This window comes from Variovorax sp. Soil_C_19 (assembly GCF_057657255.1).
In genome coordinates, this window is record NZ_JBDGIV010000001.1 from 471,364 (window position 1) to 491,356 (window position 19,993).

The following is a 19,993-nucleotide window of genomic DNA, read 5'->3' on the forward strand; positions in this document are numbered from 1 at the left end:
TGTCCGGCGCTTCCGGAGGAGCTTTGCCGGACGACCTTAATTTTGCCGTGCCGCCGCGGGTGTAGGGCGAAGCGCACATCGGCGTAGGCGCCCGCTGCCACGGGCGCCTGCGCTGCCTGCGCGCTCAGGCGGCCTGGATCTCGATGCGTCGCGGCTGCGCGTGTTCCGCCTTCGGAATGCGCAGCTTGAGCACGCCCTGCGACAGCTCGGCCGTGATCGCGGCGGTGTCGAGTTCCTTGCTGAGCGTGAAGACGCGGCGGAAGCGTGCCAGGCCCACTTCGGTGTGGCTCGACGACAGCCCGTTGGGCACCGAGATGTCGGTCTCGGCGTCGATGGTCAGCGTGTCCGCCGCCACGTGCAGGCCGAGCTTGTCGCGCGAGACGCCGGGCAGGTCGGCATAGAGCGTGATGCCGCCGCTGTCCTCGATCACGTCCACCGGCGGGGTCAAGGCCGCATCGCTGTAGCGGGTGTCGTCCCCGCGGGCGACCTGTGTTGCCGTTTGCTGCGCCTTCTGCTCGGCGACGCGGTTCGATGGGGTGGTGTTCATGGTCGTTCTCCTTTCTTGCCTGGTTCTCTCTGCTTCGTCATTGAACGGTTATGCGCCGCGGCTGCGACGAGGCACGGCGCTGCACGCTGATGTGCAGCACGCCGTCGCGGTACTTGGCGGTGACCGCGTCGGGGTCGGCATCGTCGGGCAGGGTCAGCACCCTGCGGAAGCTCCCCTCGAAGCGCTCGTTGATGTGAACGGCCGCCTTGGCGCCGGCTTCGGGCAGCGCATTGCTGCGCTGGCCGGCGATCGAGAGCAGCCCGCGCTCGAGATGGACCTCGAGGCTGGACGGATCGACGCCGGGCGCGAACGCGTAGATCTCCACGGTCTGCGGCGTGCCGCCGATGTTCAGTGCCGGAAAGCCGTTGCGGGCGAGGCCGCGGATGGTGGGAGACAGATCGAAGGCCTGCTGCATCTCGCGCTGCAGGCGATCCATCTCGGCGAACATGTCGCGTGGAAACAGGGATCGGTACATGGCGAAACCTCCATTCAGAAACAAGGGTTGACGCTGCGCCGGAGGCACCCCCGGCGCTTCCGTCTTGCGAAGTAGGTGCCACGACCTTCTTTTCAAGAGGGGTTTCGTAGACGTTTCCGGCCGATCGCGCGCATGCTATTGCGCCGCGCAGCGCGGCAGAAAAAACCAATCTGCAGACTCTCTTGAAGGCTTGGCCGGAAGACCTATTTCGATGCTCGTCGAACCGTCAATCGTCATCCCGAACCTAGAGGAGATTTGTCATGCCGATGGACCTGCTCAAGCAGATTGCCGCATCCCGGCTTCCCGTGTCGTTTCGCACGCCGAAGGAGATCGACGAAGTCCGGATTCTTCGCCAGGCCGGACTCGTGATCGCCTTCGTTCCGGCGCCAGCCGATCCCTTGAAGCTGTCGGGCGCGGAGCCCGCCGCCCAGGTGCTGGCCATCACAGAGAAGGGGCGCGAGGAGCTTGCGCGCATTCACTATCCCGGCGAGTTGCCGCGCGGTCCGTCGCCGCGCGCGGGATGGAAGAATCTGCTCGCGGGCGCGCGATTCGGACAGAAATTGCGGCAAGTCTTGCCGGTGCGCAGTCACGACGCGCACCCATCGCAGCGGATGTAGGCGGCATCCTTCCTGAACTCGCGCGGAAATCCATGCCGTTCCAACGTCCATCCCGCGCTGAATCCAGTCGCCATTGAGGGCATCAACAGGAGACAAACATGGATTTCGAGGGCATCTACTGCTTTGACACCGCCACCGTCCGCTTTGCGATCTACCCGGACGGGCCCGATGGCGCGCGGATCGTCGCGCAGATATCGGAGGAGACGCTGCACGACGTGTTTGGTACGCGCAATCTCGGGGACCGCCTGCTCGAAACGTGCAAGGCGCACTTCGATGCGATCGGGGGGGCTGCGAAGCGGCGCTACCGCGCCAATCCGCACCAGGCCATCGTGCTGACCGTGCGCGATTTCTCGCTGCGCAGCGCCGATCCTTCACCTGTCGTCAGCAAGATACATCAAGAATTAGTCACAACGTGATGTAAATCACGTTGCACGGCGTGCGGTGCGAGCATCTTTCCGACATGCAGAGGAGGCCAAGCCTCCTGGGCCGTATCGTATGGGCTCTGTAAATTCTGTTCAGGATTTGTGAAGCGTCTGCGCGCTCTTTCGTGCGCTGGCTCGCAATCCTATTCTCAGGGAGGAACGCTGGTGCCATTGACTCAGCCGTCCATCGGACTCGAACCGCACGATGCATATCTGTTCCGCGAAGGAACGCACGCCCGCCTATACGACCGCCTGGGTTGTCATCTCGACCCCCAACAAGGAGGCGCACGCTTCGCCGTGTGGGCGCCCAATGCGGAGTCCGTCTCGGTCGTCGGCGATTGGAATCACTGGTCCGGCGAGGCCGATCCGCTGTCTGCGGACCCGGGTGGCACCGGCATCTGGCACGGCCACGTGCCGCAGGCAGCCGTGGGGCAAGCCTACAAATTCCGCATCCATTCGCGCGTCAACGGCTACGTGGTGGACAAGGCAGATCCCTTTGCCTTCTGCGCCGAGCTGCCGCCTGCCACGGGCTCGCGCATCTGCGACCTGAGCTACGAGTGGAACGACGCCGAATGGATGGCGACCCGCGCCGCTCATAATGCGCTCGACGCACCGATGTCGGTCTACGAGGTGCACCTGGGATCGTGGCGCCGGCGCGAGGGCCAGTTCATGGATTACCGCGAGATGGCGCATGCCCTCGCGACCTACGTGAAAGAAATGGGTTTTACCCACGTCGAGCTCATGCCCGTGACGGAGCATCCGTTCTATGGATCGTGGGGCTACCAGACCACCGGCTATTTCGCCCCGACCTCGCGCTTCGGTTCGCCGCAAGACTTCATGTACCTGGTCGACCATCTGCACCAGAACGGCATCGGCGTGCTGCTCGACTGGGTGCCGTCGCACTTTCCGACCGATGAGCATGGCCTCGGATACTTCGACGGGACACACCTCTACGAACATGCCGATCCGCGCCAGGGCTTCCACCCCGAGTGGAATTCGAGCATCTTCAACTACGGGCGCAACGAAGTGCGCAGCTTCCTCGTGTCGTCGGGGCTGTTCTGGCTCGAGAAATATCACCTCGACGGCCTGCGCGTGGACGCGGTCGCCTCGATGCTCTATCTCGACTACGCGCGCAAGCACGGCGAATGGATTCCCAACCGCCACGGCGGGCGCGAGAACCTCGAAGCCATCGAGTTCCTGCAGACCCTGAACCGCGCCGTCTACCGCGAGCATCCCGACACGGTCACGGTGGCCGAGGAGTCGACCTCGTACCCGCGCGTGTCGCGGCCGACCGACATGGATGGCCTGGGCTTCGGCGAGAAATGGAACATGGGGTGGATGCACGACGTGCTCGACTACATGAAGGAAGAGCCGATCTACCGCAAGTACCACCATCACAAGATGACGTTCTCGCTGGTCTATGCCTTCCACGAGAACTTCGTGCTGCCGTTCTCGCACGACGAGGTGGTGCACGGCAAGGGCTCGTTGATCAACAAGATGCCCGGCGACCCGTGGCAGCAGTTCGCGAACCTGCGCGCGCTGTTCGGCTTCATGTGGACGCATCCGGGCAAGAAGCTGCTGTTCATGGGCGGCGAGTTCGGCCAGCGCCGCGAATGGACGCACGACGGCGAACTCGAATGGTGGGTCTGCGGGCTCGAAGGCCACTCGGGGCTGCAGCGGCTCGTGGCGCAGCTCAATCGCGTGTACCGCGCCGCGCCGGCGCTCTACCAGCAAGACTTCTCGCCTGCCGGCTTCGAATGGATCGCGGCCGACGAGGTCGACACCAGCGTGTTCGCGTTCCTGCGCAAGGCCCGCGACGGCGCACCGCCGCTGCTGGTGGTGAGCAACATGACGCCGGTGCCGCGCACCAACTACCTGCTGGGCGTGCCGCTCGGTGGAACGTGGCGGGAAATCCTGAACACCGATGCCGTCGAGTTCGGCGGCGCCGGATGGGGCAACCTGGGCGGTGTCGAAGCCGCTCCTGTGCGGTCTCACGGTCGCATGCAGGCCGTGAGCCTGACCTTGCCCCCGCTTTCCACACTCATCCTCGAGCACAGCCCATCATGAGCAAGAAAAAAGTTTCCGCTACCACCACCATCACCATCTCCCAGACCGTCGCCAACACCGTGGCACCTGAAATCACCGACGGCGCACGCCGCGCCGTGGTCGACGCGGTGCTGCCGTCCGTGGACCACGGCCGATTCCCGGTCAAATGCGTCGCCGGCGAGAAGCTGCGCGTGACCGCGCACTGCTTCACCGACGGCCACGACGTGCTGCGCGCGAACTTGTGCTGGCGCGCCGAAGGCCAGGCAGAGTTCCGCGAAGTGCCGATGACGCCCCTCGTCAACGACGTATGGGAAGCCTTCATCACGCCGCCGGCCCTCGGGCGCTACGGCTACACCGTGGTCGCATGGGTCGATCCTTTCGAATCCTGGCGCCATGAGCTGACACGCCGTGTCGACGCGGAGGATGTGCGCATCGCGCTGCAGGTGGGTGCGCAAGAGATCACCGCGGCCGCAGAGCGCGCCGACGGTGCCGACCGCAAGGCGCTTGCGGCCTGGGCCAAGGAACTCGACGCGCTGGCCCGCGACGCCAGCGCGCAGGTTCCCGCGCTCAAGGCGCTGGCGCTCGACGAGGAGCGGACGGCGCTGGCCCGCCGCCACCCCGACCGCCGCCATGAGGTGCGCTTCGCGACCGAGTTGCCGCTCGACGCTGAACGCGAGCGCGCGCGCTTCAGCACCTGGTACGAGCTCTTTCCGCGCTCCACCAGCGCCACGCCGGGCGTGCATGGCACGTTCAAGGACGTCGAGCGCCGGCTGCCGGCAATTGCCGCCATGGGCTTCGACGTGCTCTATTTCCCGCCGATCCACCCGATCGGACGCATCCAGCGCAAGGGGCCGAACAACGCGCTGACCCATGGTCCCGACGACGTGGGCAGCCCCTGGGCCATCGGCGCCGAAGAGGGCGGCCACAAGTCGATCCTGCCGGCGCTCGGCACGCCCGAGGATTTTCGCCACCTGCGCGAAGAGGCCGAGAAGCACGGCATCGAGCTCGCGCTGGACATCGCATTCCAGTGCGCGCCCGACCATCCCTACGTGAAGGCGCATCCCGAGTGGTTCCGCTGGCGTCCCGACGGCACCGTGCAGTACGCCGAGAACCCGCCCAAGAAGTACCAGGACATCTATCCGTTCAACTTCGAGAGCGAGGACTGGCGCGGCCTGTGGTCCGAGCTGCGCAGCGTGATCGAGCACTGGATCGGGGAGGGCGTGCGCATCTTCCGCGTCGACAATCCGCACACCAAGGCTTTCCCGTTCTGGGAATGGTGCATCGGCGAGATCCGGCGCCAGCACCCCGAGGTGATCTTCCTGGCCGAAGCCTTCACGCGGCCCAAGGTGATGCACCGCCTCGCGAAGGGCGGCTTCTCGCAGTCGTACACCTACTTCACCTGGCGCAACACCAAGGCCGAGCTCATCGAGTATTTCACCGAGCTGTCCACCGCACCGGGGATCGACTACTTCCGTCCCAACGTCTGGCCCAACACGCCCGACATCCTGCACGAGCAGTTGCAGGGCGGCGAGATCTCGGTCTACCAGACCCGGCTGGTACTGGCGGCGACGCTCGCGGCCAACTACGGCATCTACGGCCCCGCCTACGAACTGCGCGAGCACAAGCCGCGCGAGCCCGGCAGCGAGGAATACCGCGACTCCGAAAAGTACCAGCTGCGCCACTGGAACCACGACGACCCGGAAAGCCTCGCGCCGTTCATCGCGCGCGTGAACCGCATCCGGCGCGAGAACCCCGCGCTGCAATGGGACCGCACGCTGCGCTTCCTGCCGATCGAGAACGATCAGCTGCTGGCCTATGCCAAGGCGTCGGAGGATGGCCGCAACGTGATCGTCACGGTGGTCAATCTCGACCCGCACAACGTGCAGTCCGGCTGGGTCAACCTGGCGCCCAAGAGCCTCGGCATCGAGACGCACGAGGCGTTCCAGATGCACGACCTGCTGAGCGGCCAACGCTTCATGTGGCAGGGCGATTGGCACTACGTGCAGCTCGACCCGCATCGCGTTCCGGCGCACATCTTCGCCGTGCGGCGTCGGGATGCCGACGACCGCGATTTCGATTACTTTGTTTGAAGGCGCAAGATGAACGCACCTGTACCCCATATTGCGCTTGAAACGGTCGAGATCGACACGAGCGACGATCCGCTTTGGTACCGCGACGCGGTGATCTACCAGCTGAACGTCAAGGCGTTCTTCGACACCAACAACGACGGCTTCGGCGACTTCAAGGGCGTGACCGCCAAGCTCGACTACGTCAAGGAGCTCGGCGTCAACACGATCTGGCTGATGCCGTTCTATCCGTCGCCGATGCGCGACGACGGCTACGACATTTCGGCCTACGAGGACGTGAACCCGCAGTACGGCACGATCGACGACTTCCGCGAGATGATGGACGAGGCGCACAAGCGGGGCCTGCGCGTGATCACCGAGCTGGTCATCAACCACACCTCGATCGACCACCCCTGGTTCCAGGCCGCGCGCAACGCGCCGCCCGGATCGCCCGAGCGCGATTTCTATGTCTGGAGCGACACCGACCAGATCTACCAGGGCACCCGGATCATCTTCACCGACACCGAGACCTCGAACTGGGCCTGGGACCCGGTGGCCAAGGCCTACTACTGGCACCGCTTCTTCAGCCACCAGCCCGACCTCAACTTCGACAACCCGGCCGTGCTCGAGGCGATCTTCAAGGTGATGCGCTTCTGGCTCGACATGGGCGTGGACGGGTTCCGGCTCGACGCCATTCCCTACCTGGTGGAGCGCGACGGCACCAGCAACGAGAACCTGCCCGAGACGCACGACGTCATCAAGAAGCTGCGCGCCGCCATCGACGCCGAGTACAAGAACCGCTTCCTGCTGGCCGAGGCCAACATGTGGCCCGAGGACGTGCGCGAATACTTCGGCGACGGCGACGAGTGCCACATGGCCTACCACTTTCCGCTCATGCCGCGGATGTACATGGCCATCGCCCAGGAAGACCGGCATCCGATCGTCGAGATCATGCAGCAGACGCCCGACATTCCCGAGGGCTGCCAGTGGGCCATTTTCCTGCGCAACCACGACGAGCTCACGCTCGAGATGGTGACCAGCAAGGAGCGCGACTACATGTACAACATGTACGCCGCCGACACGCGCGCGCGCATCAACCTGGGCATCCGGCGCCGCCTTGCGCCGCTGATGGAAAACGACCTCGATCGCGTCAAGCTCATGAACGGCATGTTGCTGTCGATGCCCGGTTCGCCGATCATCTACTACGGCGACGAGATCGGCATGGGCGACAACGTGTTCGTCGGCGACCGCAACGGCGTGCGCACGCCGATGCAGTGGAGCCCCGACCGCAACGCCGGCTTCTCGCGCGCCGATCCGCAGCGGCTGTACCTGCAGCCGATCATGGACCCCATGTTCGGCTACGAGGCGCTCAACGTCGAGGCGCAGGCGCGCGACGCCAGCTCGCTGCTCAGCTGGACCAAGCGCATGCTCGCCGTGCGCAAGACCAGCCACGCCTTCGGCCGCGGCAAGCGGCGCTTCCTCAAGCCCGGCAACCGCAAGATCCTGGCCTACCTGAGCGAGTACGAGGACGACATCATCCTGACGGTGTTCAATCTCTCGCGGGCCGCCCAGCCCGTGGAGCTCGACCTGTCCGCCTTCAAGGGGCGGGTGCCGATCGAGATGCTCGGGCGCGTGCCGTTCCCGCCCATCGGCGAGCTGCCTTACCTGCTGACGCTCGCTTCGTACGGCTTCTACTGGTTCAAGCTCGCCTCCGACGCCGAGATGCCGAGCTGGCACCAGGAGGGCGTGGCGCTTCAGGATTGGCCCACGCTCGTGCTGTTCGACGGCTGGAACAGCTTCTTCCGGGACCGCGTGATGCCGTGGCGCATGGGCATGTCCGAGCGCATGCGCAACCAGTTCGAACTCGACATCCTGCCGCGGCACATCGAGATCCAGCGCTGGTACGCGTCCAAGGGAACCCCGATCGCCCGGGCGCAACTGGCCGACTATGGGGTGTGGGAAACCGATGGGCAGAGCTGGCTGCTGCCGACGCTCGAACTCGACGGCCCACCCGGTGGCGCCACCTACTTCATGCCGCTCGCGCTGGCATGGGAAGAGCGCGACGAGGAGCGCATGAATGGCCTCACGCAGGCGGCACTGGCCAAGATCCGCCAGCAGGCGCAGGTGGGCGTGATGGGCGATGCCTTCTACGACGAGGCGTTCTGCCGGGCCCTGGTGCAGGCGATCCGCGACGGCATGGAGCTGCCGACCGCGAACGGCCGGCTGCGCTTCAAGGCCACGGCCGCGTTTGCGGCCATCGACGCCGACATCGCCACCATGCAGGTGGGCCGGCCCAGCGGCGTGAGCAGCAACACCGTGCTCACGATGGATGAAACGCTGTTCCTCAAGGGATACCGCAACGTACGCGAAGGCTTGAACCCCGAGCTCGAGATGGGACGCTTCCTGACCGAGGACGCAAAGTACCCGTCGTGCGTGCCGGTGCTGGGCGCGCTCGAGTACATCGGCAACGATGGCCGCACGATGACGCTCGCGATGGTGCAGTCCTACGTGGCGAACCAGGGCGACGGCTGGGAGCACACGCTCGGCTACCTCGAGCGCTACCTGCGCGACTTCGCCACCACCGACGGCGGTGCCGCGCCCGATCCGCTGATCGAGCATGGCGGCTTCCTCGCGCTCATGACCACGCTGGGGCAGCGAACGGCCGAACTGCACAACGCACTCGCGATGCGCACGGGCGCGGCGGCCTTCGAGCCCGAGGCGCTGCAGCCCGAGGACGTCGCGCGCTACACGGCCAGTGCCGACGCCGACGCCAAGGTCACGCTCGCGCTGCTGCGCGAACGCATCGGCCAGCTGCCCGCCGTGGCACAGCCCGATGCCCAGTCGCTGCTCGACATGGAGGCTGCGCTGCACGCCACCATTGCGGCACGCCGGCCGCAGACGCAGGGCGCCATCAAGAGCCGCTACCACGGCGACTTCCACCTGGGGCAGGTGCTGCTGCGCGACAACGACTTCCTGATCATCGATTTCGAAGGCGAGCCGGCGCGCAGCTTCGACGAGCGCCGCACCAAGGGGTCGCCGCTGCGCGACGTGGCGGGCATGCTGCGCTCCTTCAACTATGCGCGTTGGTCCGCCCTGCGACGCGTGGCGCAGAGCGCCGAGGAAGCCGTCATGCTGGCCACGCCAGCCGCGGCCTGGGAACAGGCCGCGCGAGAAGCCTTCCTGGCGGGCTACATGGGTTCGCTCACCACCGCGGACGGCAAGGCCGCGGCGATCGATGCCGAACTGCTCGCGCTGTTCGAGCTCGAGAAGGCGCTCTACGAAATGCGTTACGAACTCAACAACCGGGTCGACTGGGCGCAGGTCCCGTTGAACGGCGTGCTCGCCATGCTCCAGCCACCGCCAGCCGCCTGACCCGTCGACCCTCCACCCCGAAGCACGCGCCGCACCCGCGGCAACTGCTTCGATTTTCATATCCGCCTACCACCGCCATCACGCACGGGAGAAATACATGGACCGATTCGGCATTCAACTCGAACCACTGAATGCGATGCTTTACCAGGTCGGGGCCTTCGTGCCCCGCCTCGCCATCGCCATCGTGGTCGTACTCGCCGGCTGGCTCGTCGCCAAGACGGTGCGCTTCGCTGTCACCAGGGCCTTGCGGGCCATCAACTTCAACGTGCTCACCGAGCGCGCCGGCCTCGACAACTTCCTGCGCCAAGGTGGCTGGAACGGCGACACCAGCAGCCTCTTCGGGGTGCTGGCCTACTGGATGGTGATCTTCGCGTCACTGCTGCTGGCCTTCAACGGCATGGGGCTCAGCTACATCGCCGACCTGCTCGGTCGCGTGGTGTGGTTCGTGCCGAACCTCTTCGTCGCATTGCTGGTGCTCGCGTTCGGCTCGTACTTTGCCCGCTTCGTGGGCGAGGCAGTGGCCAGCTACCTGCGCGGTGTGCAGATGCGCGACGCGGCGCTGCTCGGGCGCATTGCGCGCTACGCGGTGATGGCGTTCGTGATCCTGATCGCGCTCGACCAGGTCAAGGTGGGTGGCGACATCGTGCGCGAGAGCTTCCTCGTCGTGCTTGCGGGCGTGGTGTTCGCGCTGGCGCTGGCCTTCGGCCTCGCAGGCAAGGACTGGGCTGCCACGCAGATCGAACGCTGGTGGCCCCGCGTGCCCAAGGACGACGCCAGGGCTGCGCCTCCCAGCACCACCACCACGACCACAGGAATTCGCCGGCCGGGCCCGCCCGTGCCGCCGCAGTCGGCGGGTGACCGTCCGCCACGCTGACGGCAGGCGGGATCCGTCTCGCCTCGTTCCCCATCCTGATCCATCTTCTTCGTCCAACTTCTTCGCGCAATCCATTCGATGACTCGCAGCAAAAACACCTCGATCACGGCCGTCTGGCCGGGGCGCCCCTATCCCCGGGGCGCCAACTGGGACGGGGAGGGCGTCAATTTCGCCATCTACTCGCAGCACGCCGAAGGCGTGGAGCTGTGCCTCTTCGACGAGAAGGGCCGCCATGAAATCCAGCGCATTCCGCTGCGCGAGCGCACCGACGGCGTGTGGCACTGCTACCTGCCCGAAGCCCGTCCCGGCCAGGCCTACGGCTACCGCGTGCGCGGCCCCTACAAGCCCGAGGAGGGCCACCGGTTCAACCCGCACAAGCTGCTGGTCGATCCCTACGCCAAGGACCTGGTGGGCGAGCTGCGCTGGGGCGATGCGCTCTACGGCTACACGGTGGGCAGCAAGCGCGAAGACCTGTCGTTCGACCGCCGCGACAGCGCGCCGCTCATGCCTAAGGGCCGCGTGCTCGAGACCGCCTTCACCTGGGGCGACGACCGGCGTCCCTCGGTGCCCTGGCAGGACATGGTGATCTACGAACTGCACGTGCGCGGGTTCACCATGGGCCATCCTGATGTGCCGTCCGAACTGCGCGGCACCTATGCGGGCATGTGCTGCGCGCCCGTCATCGACTACCTCAAGCGTCTGGGCGTCACCACCGTCGAGCTGCTGCCGGTGCACAGTTTCCTGAACGACCGGCATCTGGCCGAGAAGGGGCTGCAGAACTACTGGGGCTACAACTCGCTCGCGTACTTCGCGCCCGAGACGCGCTACAGCGCGTCGGGCAAGGTGAAGGAGTTCAAGACCATGGTCAAGACCCTGCACTCGGCAGGCATCGAGGTGATCCTCGACGTGGTCTACAACCACACCTGCGAAGGCAACCAGCTCGGCCCCACGCTGTCGATGCGCGGCGTGGACAACGCCTCCTACTACATGATCAACGCCGAGAACCGGCGTTACTACGACGACTTCACGGGCTGCGGCAACACCGTCAACCTCGAGCATCCGCGGGCACTCCAGCTGGTAATGGATTCGCTGCGCTACTGGGTCGAGGAGATGCACGTCGACGGCTTCCGCTTCGACCTCGCCTCGGCGCTGGCGCGCGAGGCTGGCAAGGTCGAGAACCTCGGCGGCTTCTTCGACGCCATTCGCCAGGACCCGACGCTCAACCGCGTCAAGCTGATCGCCGAGCCCTGGGACCTGGGCCACGGCGGTTATCAGGTCGGCAACTTCCCGGCCGGCTGGGCCGAGTGGAACGATCAGTACCGCGACGGCATGCGCGGCTTCTGGAAGGGCGATGGCGGACTGATCGGCGAAGTCGGCAAGCGGCTCACCGGCTCCGAAGATCTTTATGGCTGGTCGGGCAAGCGGCCGACCGCGAGCATCAACTTCATCACCGCGCACGACGGCTTCACGCTCAACGACCTCGTCTCTTACAACGAGAAGCACAACGAGGCGAACGGCGAGGACAACCGCGACGGCAACAGCCACAACATTTCGTGGAACTGCGGTGCCGAAGGCCCCACCGACGACGCCGAGATCGTGGCCCTGCGCGAGCGCCAGAAGCGCAACCTGCTCGCCACGCTGCTGCTTTCGCAGGGCGTGCCGATGCTGCTGGCCGGCGACGAGCGCGGCAACACGCAGAACGGCAACAACAACGTCTATTGCCAGGACAACGAGATCGGCTGGATCGACTGGACGCCCACGCCCGAGCGCCAGGCGCTCGTCACTTTCGTGGAGCGGCTCATCGCATTCAGGCGCTCGCATCCGTCGTTCCGCCGGCGCAGCTTCTTCGCGGGCACGCCCAGGGAAGCCGACGGCGTGACCGACGTGGTGTGGCTGCGGCCCGACGGCGGCGAGATGAGCTCCGACGACTGGAACGATGGCAATGCGCGCTGCATTGCGATGTACATCCCGGGCGGTGGCATCGTCGACCGCGGTCCCCGCGGCGAGGCGCAGCACGACGATGACTTCCTGGTGCTTTTCAATGCGCACCATGACGAGATCGCGTTCACGCTGCCCGCGTCGCGCCATGGCAGTTGGCGCCTGCTGGTGGACACCGCCAGCGGCTCGCCGCCGCTCGCTACCGAGGACGTGGCGGCGCATGCGCCGGCCTGGTCCGAGCCCGCCTACCCCTTGCAGTGCCGCTCGCTCGTGGTGCTGAGCCGTCCGGACGTCCGACCATGAAACGAATTCACCGCATGCCCTTTGGTGCCACGGTCCATGCCGCTGGTGTCGATTTCGCCTTCTGGGCGCCCTCGGCCGAGGGCGTTTCGCTGGTGCACAGGCCCGCGGGTGGCGCTGCGGCCACGCACGCGCTCTCGCGCGGAGCAGACGGCTGGTACCGCACCACACTGGCCGATGCGCGTGCTGGCGACAGCTACGCCTGGCGCCTCGCGGACGGCACCACCATGCCCGACCCGGCCTCGCGCTTCAATCCCGAAGACGTGCACGGCCCGAGCCGGGTGGTCGACCCCACGAGCTTCGACTGGCCCGATGCCGCATGGCGCGGCCGGCCCTGGCACGAGGCCGTGGTGTACGAGCTCCACATCGGCACCTTCACCGAGGAAGGCACCTTCCAGGCGGCACGCGAGCGGCTCACCGAGTTGGCGGAACTCGGCATCACCGCGATCGAGCTGATGCCGCTCGCGGACTTTCCGGGCTCCCGCAACTGGGGCTACGACGGCGTGCTGCAGTTTGCCCCCGACGCGAGCTATGGCTCGCCCGATGATCTCAAGGCGCTGGTCGCCGCCGCGCATGCGCTCGGCATCATGGTGCTGCTGGACGTGGTCTACAACCACTTCGGGCCCGAGGGCAACTATCTCCATGCGAGCTGCCCCGAGTTCTTCAATGCCGCCGAGCGCACGCCCTGGGGCGCGGCGATCAATTTCGACGGGCCGGGTTCCCGCACCGTGCGCGACTTCTTCGTGCACAACGTGCTCTACTGGATCGAGGAGTTCCAGTTCGACGGCCTGCGCATGGATGCGATCCACGCCATCCGCGACAGCTCGCCCAAGCACATCGTGCAGGAGATTCGCGAGGCGCTCGATGCCGGCCCCGCGCGCGAGCGGCAGGTGCACCTGGTGCTCGAGAACGACGCCAACCAGGCGCGCCTGCTGGTGCGCGGCAAGGGTGGGCATCCGCTGGCCGGCACCGCCCAGTGGAACGACGACCTGCACCATGCGGCGCACGTACTCACCACCGGCGAGCGCGACGGCTACTACGTCGACTACGCCGACGCACCCGCGCGCGACTTCGCGCGCTCGCTGGCCGAAGGCTTCATCTACCAGGGCCAGGCTTCGCCGTTCCGCGACGGCGAACTGCGCGGCGAGCCGAGCACCGCGCTGCCGTCGACCGCGTTCGTCTCGTACCTGCAGACGCACGACCAGGTCGGAAACCGCGCCTTCGGCGACCGCATCCATGCCTTCGGCGACCCGGTGCTGCTGCGCGGCGCCTTCGCATGCCTGCTGCTCTCGCCGCACGTGCCGATGCTGTTCATGGGCGACGAGTTCGCCGCGTCCACGCCGTTCCTGTACTTCTGCGATTTCGGACCCGAGCTGGCCGCCGCCGTGTCGGCTGGCCGCCGCGCGGAGTTCGGCGGCTTCGCGGCCTTTGCCGACGAAGCGGCGCGCGCCCGCATTCCGGACCCTAACGCCGAGCAGACCTTCCTGGCGTCGAAGCTGCGTTGGCGCGAGCGCGGCACGCAGCCGCACTTTGCGCGGCTGTGCGAAATGCAGCAGCTGCTCGAGGCCCGCCACCGCCTGCTGGTGCCGCACTTCGCGGGCTCGCAGGGTGCCGGCAGCTACAGCTGCGACGACGGCCTGGTGCAGGTCCGCTGGGACTTCGCCCGCACAGGTGGCGCGGCGGGCGCGTCGGCCAAGCGCCTGCACCTCGTCGCGCACCTGGGCACGGAGCCGGCCACGGAAACCGCCACGCCACCCGGCGCGGCAGTCTACAAAATGAGCGTCGCGGCAGAGGCCGCCGGTCGCCTGAGGCTTGAACGCGGAGGCGTCTACGCCTCGCTGGAGGATATCGCTGGTGGATGAACTGACTCACGGCGCAACCGCTGCGCTCGAACGGCTGTGCCGGCGCTACGGCATCGACCCCAGCTATACCAACGCATTCGGAATCGAACAGCACGCCACGCCCGAAAGCCTGGCTGCGCTGCTGGCAGAACTCGGTGTGGCTGCCGATGCGGCCGCCGTTGAAGACCCCGCAGACGACGCCGCCATTGCGCCCGTGCAGGTGGTTCCGGCCGACATGTCCGATTGGCGCGTGACCTTGCCGCTCGCCCGGGCGCAGGCCGATGGGCCGCTGCACTGGCGGCTGCGCGACGAGGCGGGCCGCACCCAGGAAGGCGATGCCAAGCCGCAGCCGGCGCCCGGCGGCGGCCGCGAGTTGCAACTGGCGCCCGCGCTCGCCGCGGGCTACCACTGGCTGCAGATCGACGGGCTCGATGGCGAGATGCTCGTCGTCGCGTCGCCAGGGCGCTGCTACCGCCCGCCCGCAGTGCAGGACGGTGGCCGCGTCTGGGGCCCCGCCATCCAGCTCTATGCGCTGCGCTCGCCGCGCAACTGGGGCATCGGCGACTTCGGCGATCTCGAGACGCTGATCGGCAGCATGGCCGAGCAGGGCGCCGACGTGGTCGGCCTCAACCCGCTGCATGCGCTGTTCCCGACCGACCCGCTGCGCGCGAGCCCCTACAGCCCGTCGTCGCGGCAGTGGCTCAACGTGATGTACATCGACGTCGAGGCCGTCGAGGAATTTGCCGGCTGCGAAGCGGCGCGCGAGCGCGTGGCCTCGCCGGTGTTCCAGGCGCGCCTCGCGGCGCTGCGCGCCGAGCCGCTGGTCGACCACGCCGGCGTCGCCGAGGCCAAGGCCGAGGTCATGGAGATGCTGTTCGAGCATTTCCGCGCGCAGCATCTCACGGCGGGCGGTGCGGTTGACGAGCGCGGCGAGTCCTTCCTTGCGTTCGTCGCCGCGCATGGCCAGGCGCTGCGCCGGCATGCAATCTTCGAGGCGCTGCAGGCGCACTTTGCCGCGGCCGACCCCGGCTGCTGGGGCTGGCCGGCCTGGCCCGAGGCCTACCGGCAGCTCGATGCGCCCGAGGTGCAGGCCTTCGCGACGCAGAACGCCAAGCGCGTGCAGTACTACCAGTACCTGCAATGGGTGGCCGACAGCCAGCTGGCCCGGGCCAGCCAGCGCTGCGACGCGCTCGGCATGGGCATCGGGCTCTACCTGGACCTGGCCGTGTCGGCCGACCGCGGCGGCTCCGACGTCTGGACCGCGCAGCAATGCTTCGCGGCCGGTGCCAGCATCGGCGCGCCGCCCGACGAGTTCAATCCCGCGGGCCAGAACTGGGGCCTGCCGCCGATGCGCCCGGACCGCCTGCGCACGCACCACTACGCGCCCTTCGTCCAGATGCTGCGCGCGAACATGCGCCATGCCGGCGCGCTGCGCATCGACCATGCCATGGGGCTGATGCGCCTGTTCTGGATTCCGCCCGGCCGCTCGGCCCGCGACGGCGCCTACGTGCGCTACCAGGTCGAGGAGATGCTCGCCATCGTGGCGGTCGAAAGCCACCGGCACGGCTGCATGGTGGTGGGCGAAGACCTCGGTACCGTCGAGGACGCGATGCGCGAGGCGCTCGCGCGCGCCGACGTGCTCTCGTACCGGCTGATGTACTTCGAGAAGCAGCCGGACGGCAGCTTCACGCCGCCTGAAGACTATCTTCCGGCCGCGCTCGTGGCGGTCAGCACCCACGACCTCGCCACGCTGGCCGGCTGGTGGACGGGGCAAGACCTGCGGTTGCGGCTCTCGCTCGACCTGTTCCCCGAACCGGGCCTCTTCGACGCGCAGCTGCTCGACCGTGCCCAGGAGCGCATCCGCCTGATGCTCGCGGTGCGCGAGGCAGGCCTGCTGACGGCAGACGAAGCGGCGCAGGCGCTCGCGCAGCCGACGCCGTCGCTGCGCGTCATGCAGGCCGTGCACGCCTTCCTGGCCAAGGCGCCCTCGGCGCTGATGGTGTTCCAGCTCGAGGACGTGGCGGGCGAGATCGACCAGGCCAACCTGCCCGGCACCATCGACACCCATCCCAACTGGCGGCGCAAGCTTCCGTCGAACGTGCAGGCACTCGCCGCGAGCGATGCGATGCGGGGGCTTGCCGAGTGCCTGCGCGCCGCGCGGCCGCGGCGCAGCACGGTGTCCAACGAGCCCGCACCGCTGCCCGAGGCGCGCGTGCCGCGCGCGACCTACCGGCTGCAGTTCCACAAGGACTTCACCTTCGACCATGCGATCGAAGTGCTGCCGTACCTTGCGCAGCTCGGCGTGAGCCATGTCTACTGCTCGCCGATCCAGCGCGCCCGCGCCGGCAGCACGCACGGCTACGACGTGGTGGCGCATGCCGAGGTCAATCCCGAGCTCGGCGGTGCCGAAGGCTTCGAACGCTTCGTCTCGGCGCTCAAGGCCAACGGCCTTGGCCAGCTGCTCGACCTGGTGCCCAACCACATGGGCGTGCTCGGCGCCGACAACGCCTGGTGGATGGACGTGCTCGAGAACGGGCCGGCTTCGCCGTTCGCGCAGCACTTCGACATCGACTGGCAGCCGCTCAACGCCGAGCTCGCCGGCAAGGTGCTGCTGCCGGTGCTCGGCGGGCACTACGGCGAGATCCTCGAGGGCGGCGAACTGGTGCTGCACTTCGAGGTGGCCGAGGGCCCGCTGGCGCTGCGCTACTACGACCACCGCTTCCCGCTGGCGCCCGAGACCTATCCCGCCGTGCTCGCTCGGGCGGTGCCGCACCTGGCGGATGCGACGCTGTCGGCCGAGCTCGCGAGTTTGTCGACAGCCTTCGGGCACCTGCCGGGTCGCAGCGTGTCGGGGCCGGCGGAGCGCACCGAGCGCGTGCGCGACAGCGCACTCTTCAAGGCCCGGCTCGCAGCGCTGGCCGAGGCGCATCCGCCCGTCGCGCGCGCCGTGCTGGCCGCGGTGGCGGAGCTCAACATGGCCTCGGAAGAAGCCCGCGACGCACTCCACCGGCTCATCGACGTTCAGGCGTACCGGCTTGCCTACTGGCGCGTCGCGTCGGACGAGATCAACTACCGGCGCTTCTTCGACATCAACGACCTGGCGGCCGTACGCATGGAGCGCGAAGAGGTGTTCGAGGCGACCCAGTCGTTCGCGCTCGAACTCACCGCCGCCGGCGTCGTCGACGGATTGCGCATCGACCACCCCGATGGCCTCTATGACCCGGCGCGCTACTTCCTGCAACTGCAGGAAGGGCATGCGCGCCGCGCCGGGTTTGCGCTGCCGCCAACCGGTCCGGATGGGCGCCCCCCGCGCCCGCTCTACGTCGTCGCCGAGAAGATCGCCGCCGCCGAGGAAGAGGTGCCGCTCGAATGGCACGTGCACGGCACCACCGGCTACCGCTTCGCCAACGTGGCCAACGGCGTGCTGGTGGACACCGGCTCGGCCGATGCGCTGCGCAAGACCTGGCACGACTTCACGCGCGAGACGCAGGATTTCCATTCGCTCGCGCGCGAGGGCAAGCACGAGGTGATGCGCAGTGCGCTATCGTCCGAGCTCAACGTGCTTTCCACCGAGCTGCTGCGCATCGCGCGGGCCGACCGCAGCACGCGCGACTACACGCTCAATGCACTGCGCCGCGCGATCGCAGCCGTGGCGGAATGCATGCCGGTCTACCGCACCTACATCGTCGACGCGCCGTCCGAGCAGGATGCGCACTTCATCGACGTGGCCACGCGCGAAGCCGAGCGCCAGAGCCGCGATGCCGACCGCTCGGTGTTCGCCTTCGTGCGCCAGTCGCTGCGCGGCGAGGCCGTGGAAGGCGCCCCGGCGGCGCTGGCCGAGCGCGTGCGCCGTTTCGCGGTGCGCTTCCAGCAGTTCAGTGCGCCGGTGACGGCCAAGGGCGTGGAGGACACTGCCTTCTACCGCTACTTCCCGCTCAGCGCGCTCAACGAAGTCGGTGGCGAGCCCGACCAGTTCGGTTTCGACGTGGACGAGTTCCATGCCCTGAGCGCCGACCGCGCGCGGCGCTGGCCGCATACGATGCTGGCCACTTCGACGCACGACAACAAGCGTTCCGAAGGGGTGCGCAACCGCATCGACGTGCTGTCGGAAATGCCGCGCGAATGGCGCGAGTCTCTCGCGCGCTGGCATGCGCTGTGCGGCGAGGGGCCCGATTCACCGTCGCGCGCCCACGAGTACCTGCTTTACCAGACGCTGCTCGGCGCGCTGCCCTTCGGTGGGCTCGATGCGGAGACCGCGCCCGCCTTTACCGCGCGCATCCAGCAGTACATGCAGAAGGCGGCGCGCGAGGCCAAGCAGCACACGGCGTGGACCCAACCCGACGAAGCCTACGAAAAGGCGCTCGAGGGCCTGGTGCACAAGATACTCTCGGACTTGTCCGACGGCGGATGCCTGGCCGACATCCAGCGGCTGGCCGATCGGCTGTCGTGGTACGGCGCCTGGAACGGGCTCACGCTGGCCCTCTTGAAGTACGGCTCGCCCGGCGTGCCCGATCTCTACCAGGGCAGCGAGCTCATCGACCTGAGCCTGGTCGACCCCGACAACCGCCGGCCGGTCGACTACGACCTGCGCCGCGGCCACCTGAACACGCTGGTCGCCGCTGCCGCAACGCCCGACGCCCCCGCGCAGCTGCAGGCCCTGGCCGCCGCGCCGCACGACGGCCGCGCCAATCTGTGGTTCATCTGGCGCATGCTGTCGCTGCGGCGCGGCGACCCCGACCTGTTCAAGCTCGGCGGCTACGAGGGACTCACCGTCGAGGGGCCGCTCGCCCGGCACGTGGTTGCGTTCGCGCGCCGACACGAGGGCCGCACACTGATCGTTCTTGCGGGGCGGCTGTTCACCGGCATTGCGCGCCCGGCCACCGGGGGTGCGGCGCCGGTGCTCCCCGATGCCGCGGCATGGCGCGGCACGCGGGTGTTGCTGCCCGAAGGCTTCGACAAGCCTGAACTCGACAACGTGCTGACCGGGCAGGCCCTGTCGCCGAACGGTGCCGAGATTCAGCTCGATGTGGCTTTCGCGCGCATCCCTTGGGCCGTGTTCTACAGTCCGTAGTACTTGTCGACCGTGCCCTTGTACGTATCGTCGTACTCGGGCACGCGGTCGTTCGCATAGCGCGGCGCACCTTCGATCTGGGTCTTGTCGAGCGGCACGACGTAGCCGTCCTGGGCTGTGTCGTACTTCAGCATCGACCACGGGATCGGATAGCGGTCGGTGCCCATGCCGAGGAAGCCGCCGAACTCCATCACGGCGTAGCAGACCTGGCCCGAGATCTTGTCGATCATGAGTTCGTCGATGGTGCCGAGCTTGTCGCCCGCGGTGTTGTAGACGGTGGTGCCTTCGACACGCTCCGAGGAAATGACAGGGTTCGCGCTTGTCATGGAAGGAAGTCTCCGGCCAGCATGCCTGGGAAATGCCGGCGTTGATTGCAATGCCCAGACCCTTCACTCTCCGCGCGAAAGAATCCAGCCGCATCGGC

12 protein-coding genes are annotated in these 19,993 nt (G+C 67.5%); 9 read left to right on the forward strand and 3 right to left on the reverse strand.

The features are described 5' to 3' along the window. Positions 1–124: 124 nt before the first annotated feature. Both AC3A6R_RS02280 and AC3A6R_RS02285 read right to left on the reverse strand, forming a co-directional pair. On the reverse strand, positions 125–547 hold the full coding sequence (locus AC3A6R_RS02280) for an Hsp20/alpha crystallin family protein (RefSeq protein WP_487863661.1): 423 nt from the start codon (positions 545–547) through the stop codon (positions 125–127). Positions 548–584: 37 nt separating this feature from the next. Further along, a complete protein-coding gene (locus tag AC3A6R_RS02285; protein ID WP_487858694.1) occupies positions 585–1,022 on the reverse strand; it encodes an Hsp20/alpha crystallin family protein in 438 nt (145 codons plus the stop codon). A gap of 260 nt (positions 1,023–1,282) precedes the next feature. Here AC3A6R_RS02285 and AC3A6R_RS02290 point away from each other — a divergent pair, with 260 nt between their 5' ends. From AC3A6R_RS02290 to AC3A6R_RS02330, 9 genes are all read left to right on the forward strand, one after another. Then, positions 1,283–1,639 carry a hypothetical protein gene (locus AC3A6R_RS02290; protein ID WP_487863662.1) on the forward strand — a complete coding sequence of 119 codons (357 nt, stop codon included), beginning with the start codon at positions 1,283–1,285 and terminating at the stop codon, positions 1,637–1,639. Positions 1,640–1,737: 98 nt separating this feature from the next. Next, positions 1,738–2,055, forward strand: a complete 318-nt coding sequence (locus AC3A6R_RS02295) for a hypothetical protein (protein ID WP_487858696.1) — start codon at positions 1,738–1,740, stop codon at positions 2,053–2,055. A gap of 171 nt (positions 2,056–2,226) precedes the next feature. Beyond that, positions 2,227–4,128 carry a 1,4-alpha-glucan branching protein GlgB gene (gene glgB, locus AC3A6R_RS02300; protein ID WP_487863663.1) on the forward strand — a complete coding sequence of 634 codons (1,902 nt, stop codon included), beginning with the start codon at positions 2,227–2,229 and terminating at the stop codon, positions 4,126–4,128. After that, on the forward strand, positions 4,125–6,197 hold the full coding sequence (locus AC3A6R_RS02305; RefSeq protein WP_487863664.1) for an alpha-1,4-glucan--maltose-1-phosphate maltosyltransferase: 2,073 nt from the start codon (positions 4,125–4,127) through the stop codon (positions 6,195–6,197). The genes glgB and AC3A6R_RS02305 overlap by 4 nt, the downstream gene beginning before the upstream one ends. A 9-nt stretch (positions 6,198–6,206) precedes the next feature. Continuing rightward, positions 6,207–9,545, forward strand: a complete 3,339-nt coding sequence (treS, locus tag AC3A6R_RS02310) for a maltose alpha-D-glucosyltransferase (protein ID WP_487863665.1) — start codon at positions 6,207–6,209, stop codon at positions 9,543–9,545. Positions 9,546–9,642: 97 nt separating this feature from the next. Continuing rightward, a complete protein-coding gene (locus AC3A6R_RS02315; protein ID WP_487858700.1) occupies positions 9,643–10,419 on the forward strand; it encodes a mechanosensitive ion channel family protein in 777 nt (258 codons plus the stop codon). Positions 10,420–10,497: 78 nt separating this feature from the next. Continuing rightward, positions 10,498–12,660 (forward strand): glycogen debranching protein GlgX, encoded by a 2,163-nt coding sequence (glgX, locus tag AC3A6R_RS02320; protein ID WP_487858701.1) that lies wholly within the window; start codon positions 10,498–10,500, stop codon positions 12,658–12,660. After that, a complete protein-coding gene (treZ, locus tag AC3A6R_RS02325; RefSeq protein WP_487863666.1) occupies positions 12,657–14,519 on the forward strand; it encodes a malto-oligosyltrehalose trehalohydrolase in 1,863 nt (620 codons plus the stop codon). Before glgX ends, treZ begins: the two co-directional genes overlap by 4 nt. Beyond that, positions 14,512–19,569, forward strand: a complete 5,058-nt coding sequence (locus tag AC3A6R_RS02330; RefSeq protein WP_487863667.1) for a malto-oligosyltrehalose synthase — start codon at positions 14,512–14,514, stop codon at positions 19,567–19,569. The genes treZ and AC3A6R_RS02330 overlap by 8 nt, the downstream gene beginning before the upstream one ends. Here the strand turns inward: AC3A6R_RS02330 and AC3A6R_RS02335 are convergent. Beyond that, entirely contained in the window at positions 19,557–19,895 is a 339-nt protein-coding gene (locus tag AC3A6R_RS02335) for a PRC-barrel domain-containing protein (RefSeq protein WP_487858704.1), read from the reverse strand. The genes AC3A6R_RS02330 and AC3A6R_RS02335 overlap by 13 nt on opposite strands. Between the last annotated feature and the right edge of the window lie 98 nt (positions 19,896–19,993).

Excerpts from the sequence above, each read along its gene's own strand:
- AC3A6R_RS02315 (WP_487858700.1), top strand. The coding sequence starts at position 9,643 with ATGGACCGATTCGGCATTCAACTCGAACCACTGAATGCGATGCTTTAC.
- glgX (WP_487858701.1), top strand. The coding sequence starts at position 10,498 with ATGACTCGCAGCAAAAACACCTCGATCACGGCCGTCTGGCCGGGGCGC.
- AC3A6R_RS02305 (WP_487863664.1), top strand. The coding sequence starts at position 4,125 with ATGAGCAAGAAAAAAGTTTCCGCTACCACCACCATCACCATCTCCCAG.
- AC3A6R_RS02335 (WP_487858704.1), bottom strand. The coding sequence starts at position 19,895 with ATGACAAGCGCGAACCCTGTCATTTCCTCGGAGCGTGTCGAAGGCACC.
- AC3A6R_RS02280 (WP_487863661.1), bottom strand. The coding sequence starts at position 547 with ATGAACACCACCCCATCGAACCGCGTCGCCGAGCAGAAGGCGCAGCAA.
- treS (WP_487863665.1), top strand. The coding sequence starts at position 6,207 with ATGAACGCACCTGTACCCCATATTGCGCTTGAAACGGTCGAGATCGAC.
- treZ (WP_487863666.1), top strand. The coding sequence starts at position 12,657 with ATGAAACGAATTCACCGCATGCCCTTTGGTGCCACGGTCCATGCCGCT.
- AC3A6R_RS02290 (WP_487863662.1), top strand. The coding sequence starts at position 1,283 with ATGCCGATGGACCTGCTCAAGCAGATTGCCGCATCCCGGCTTCCCGTG.
- AC3A6R_RS02285 (WP_487858694.1), bottom strand. The coding sequence starts at position 1,022 with ATGTACCGATCCCTGTTTCCACGCGACATGTTCGCCGAGATGGATCGC.
- AC3A6R_RS02295 (WP_487858696.1), top strand. The coding sequence starts at position 1,738 with ATGGATTTCGAGGGCATCTACTGCTTTGACACCGCCACCGTCCGCTTT.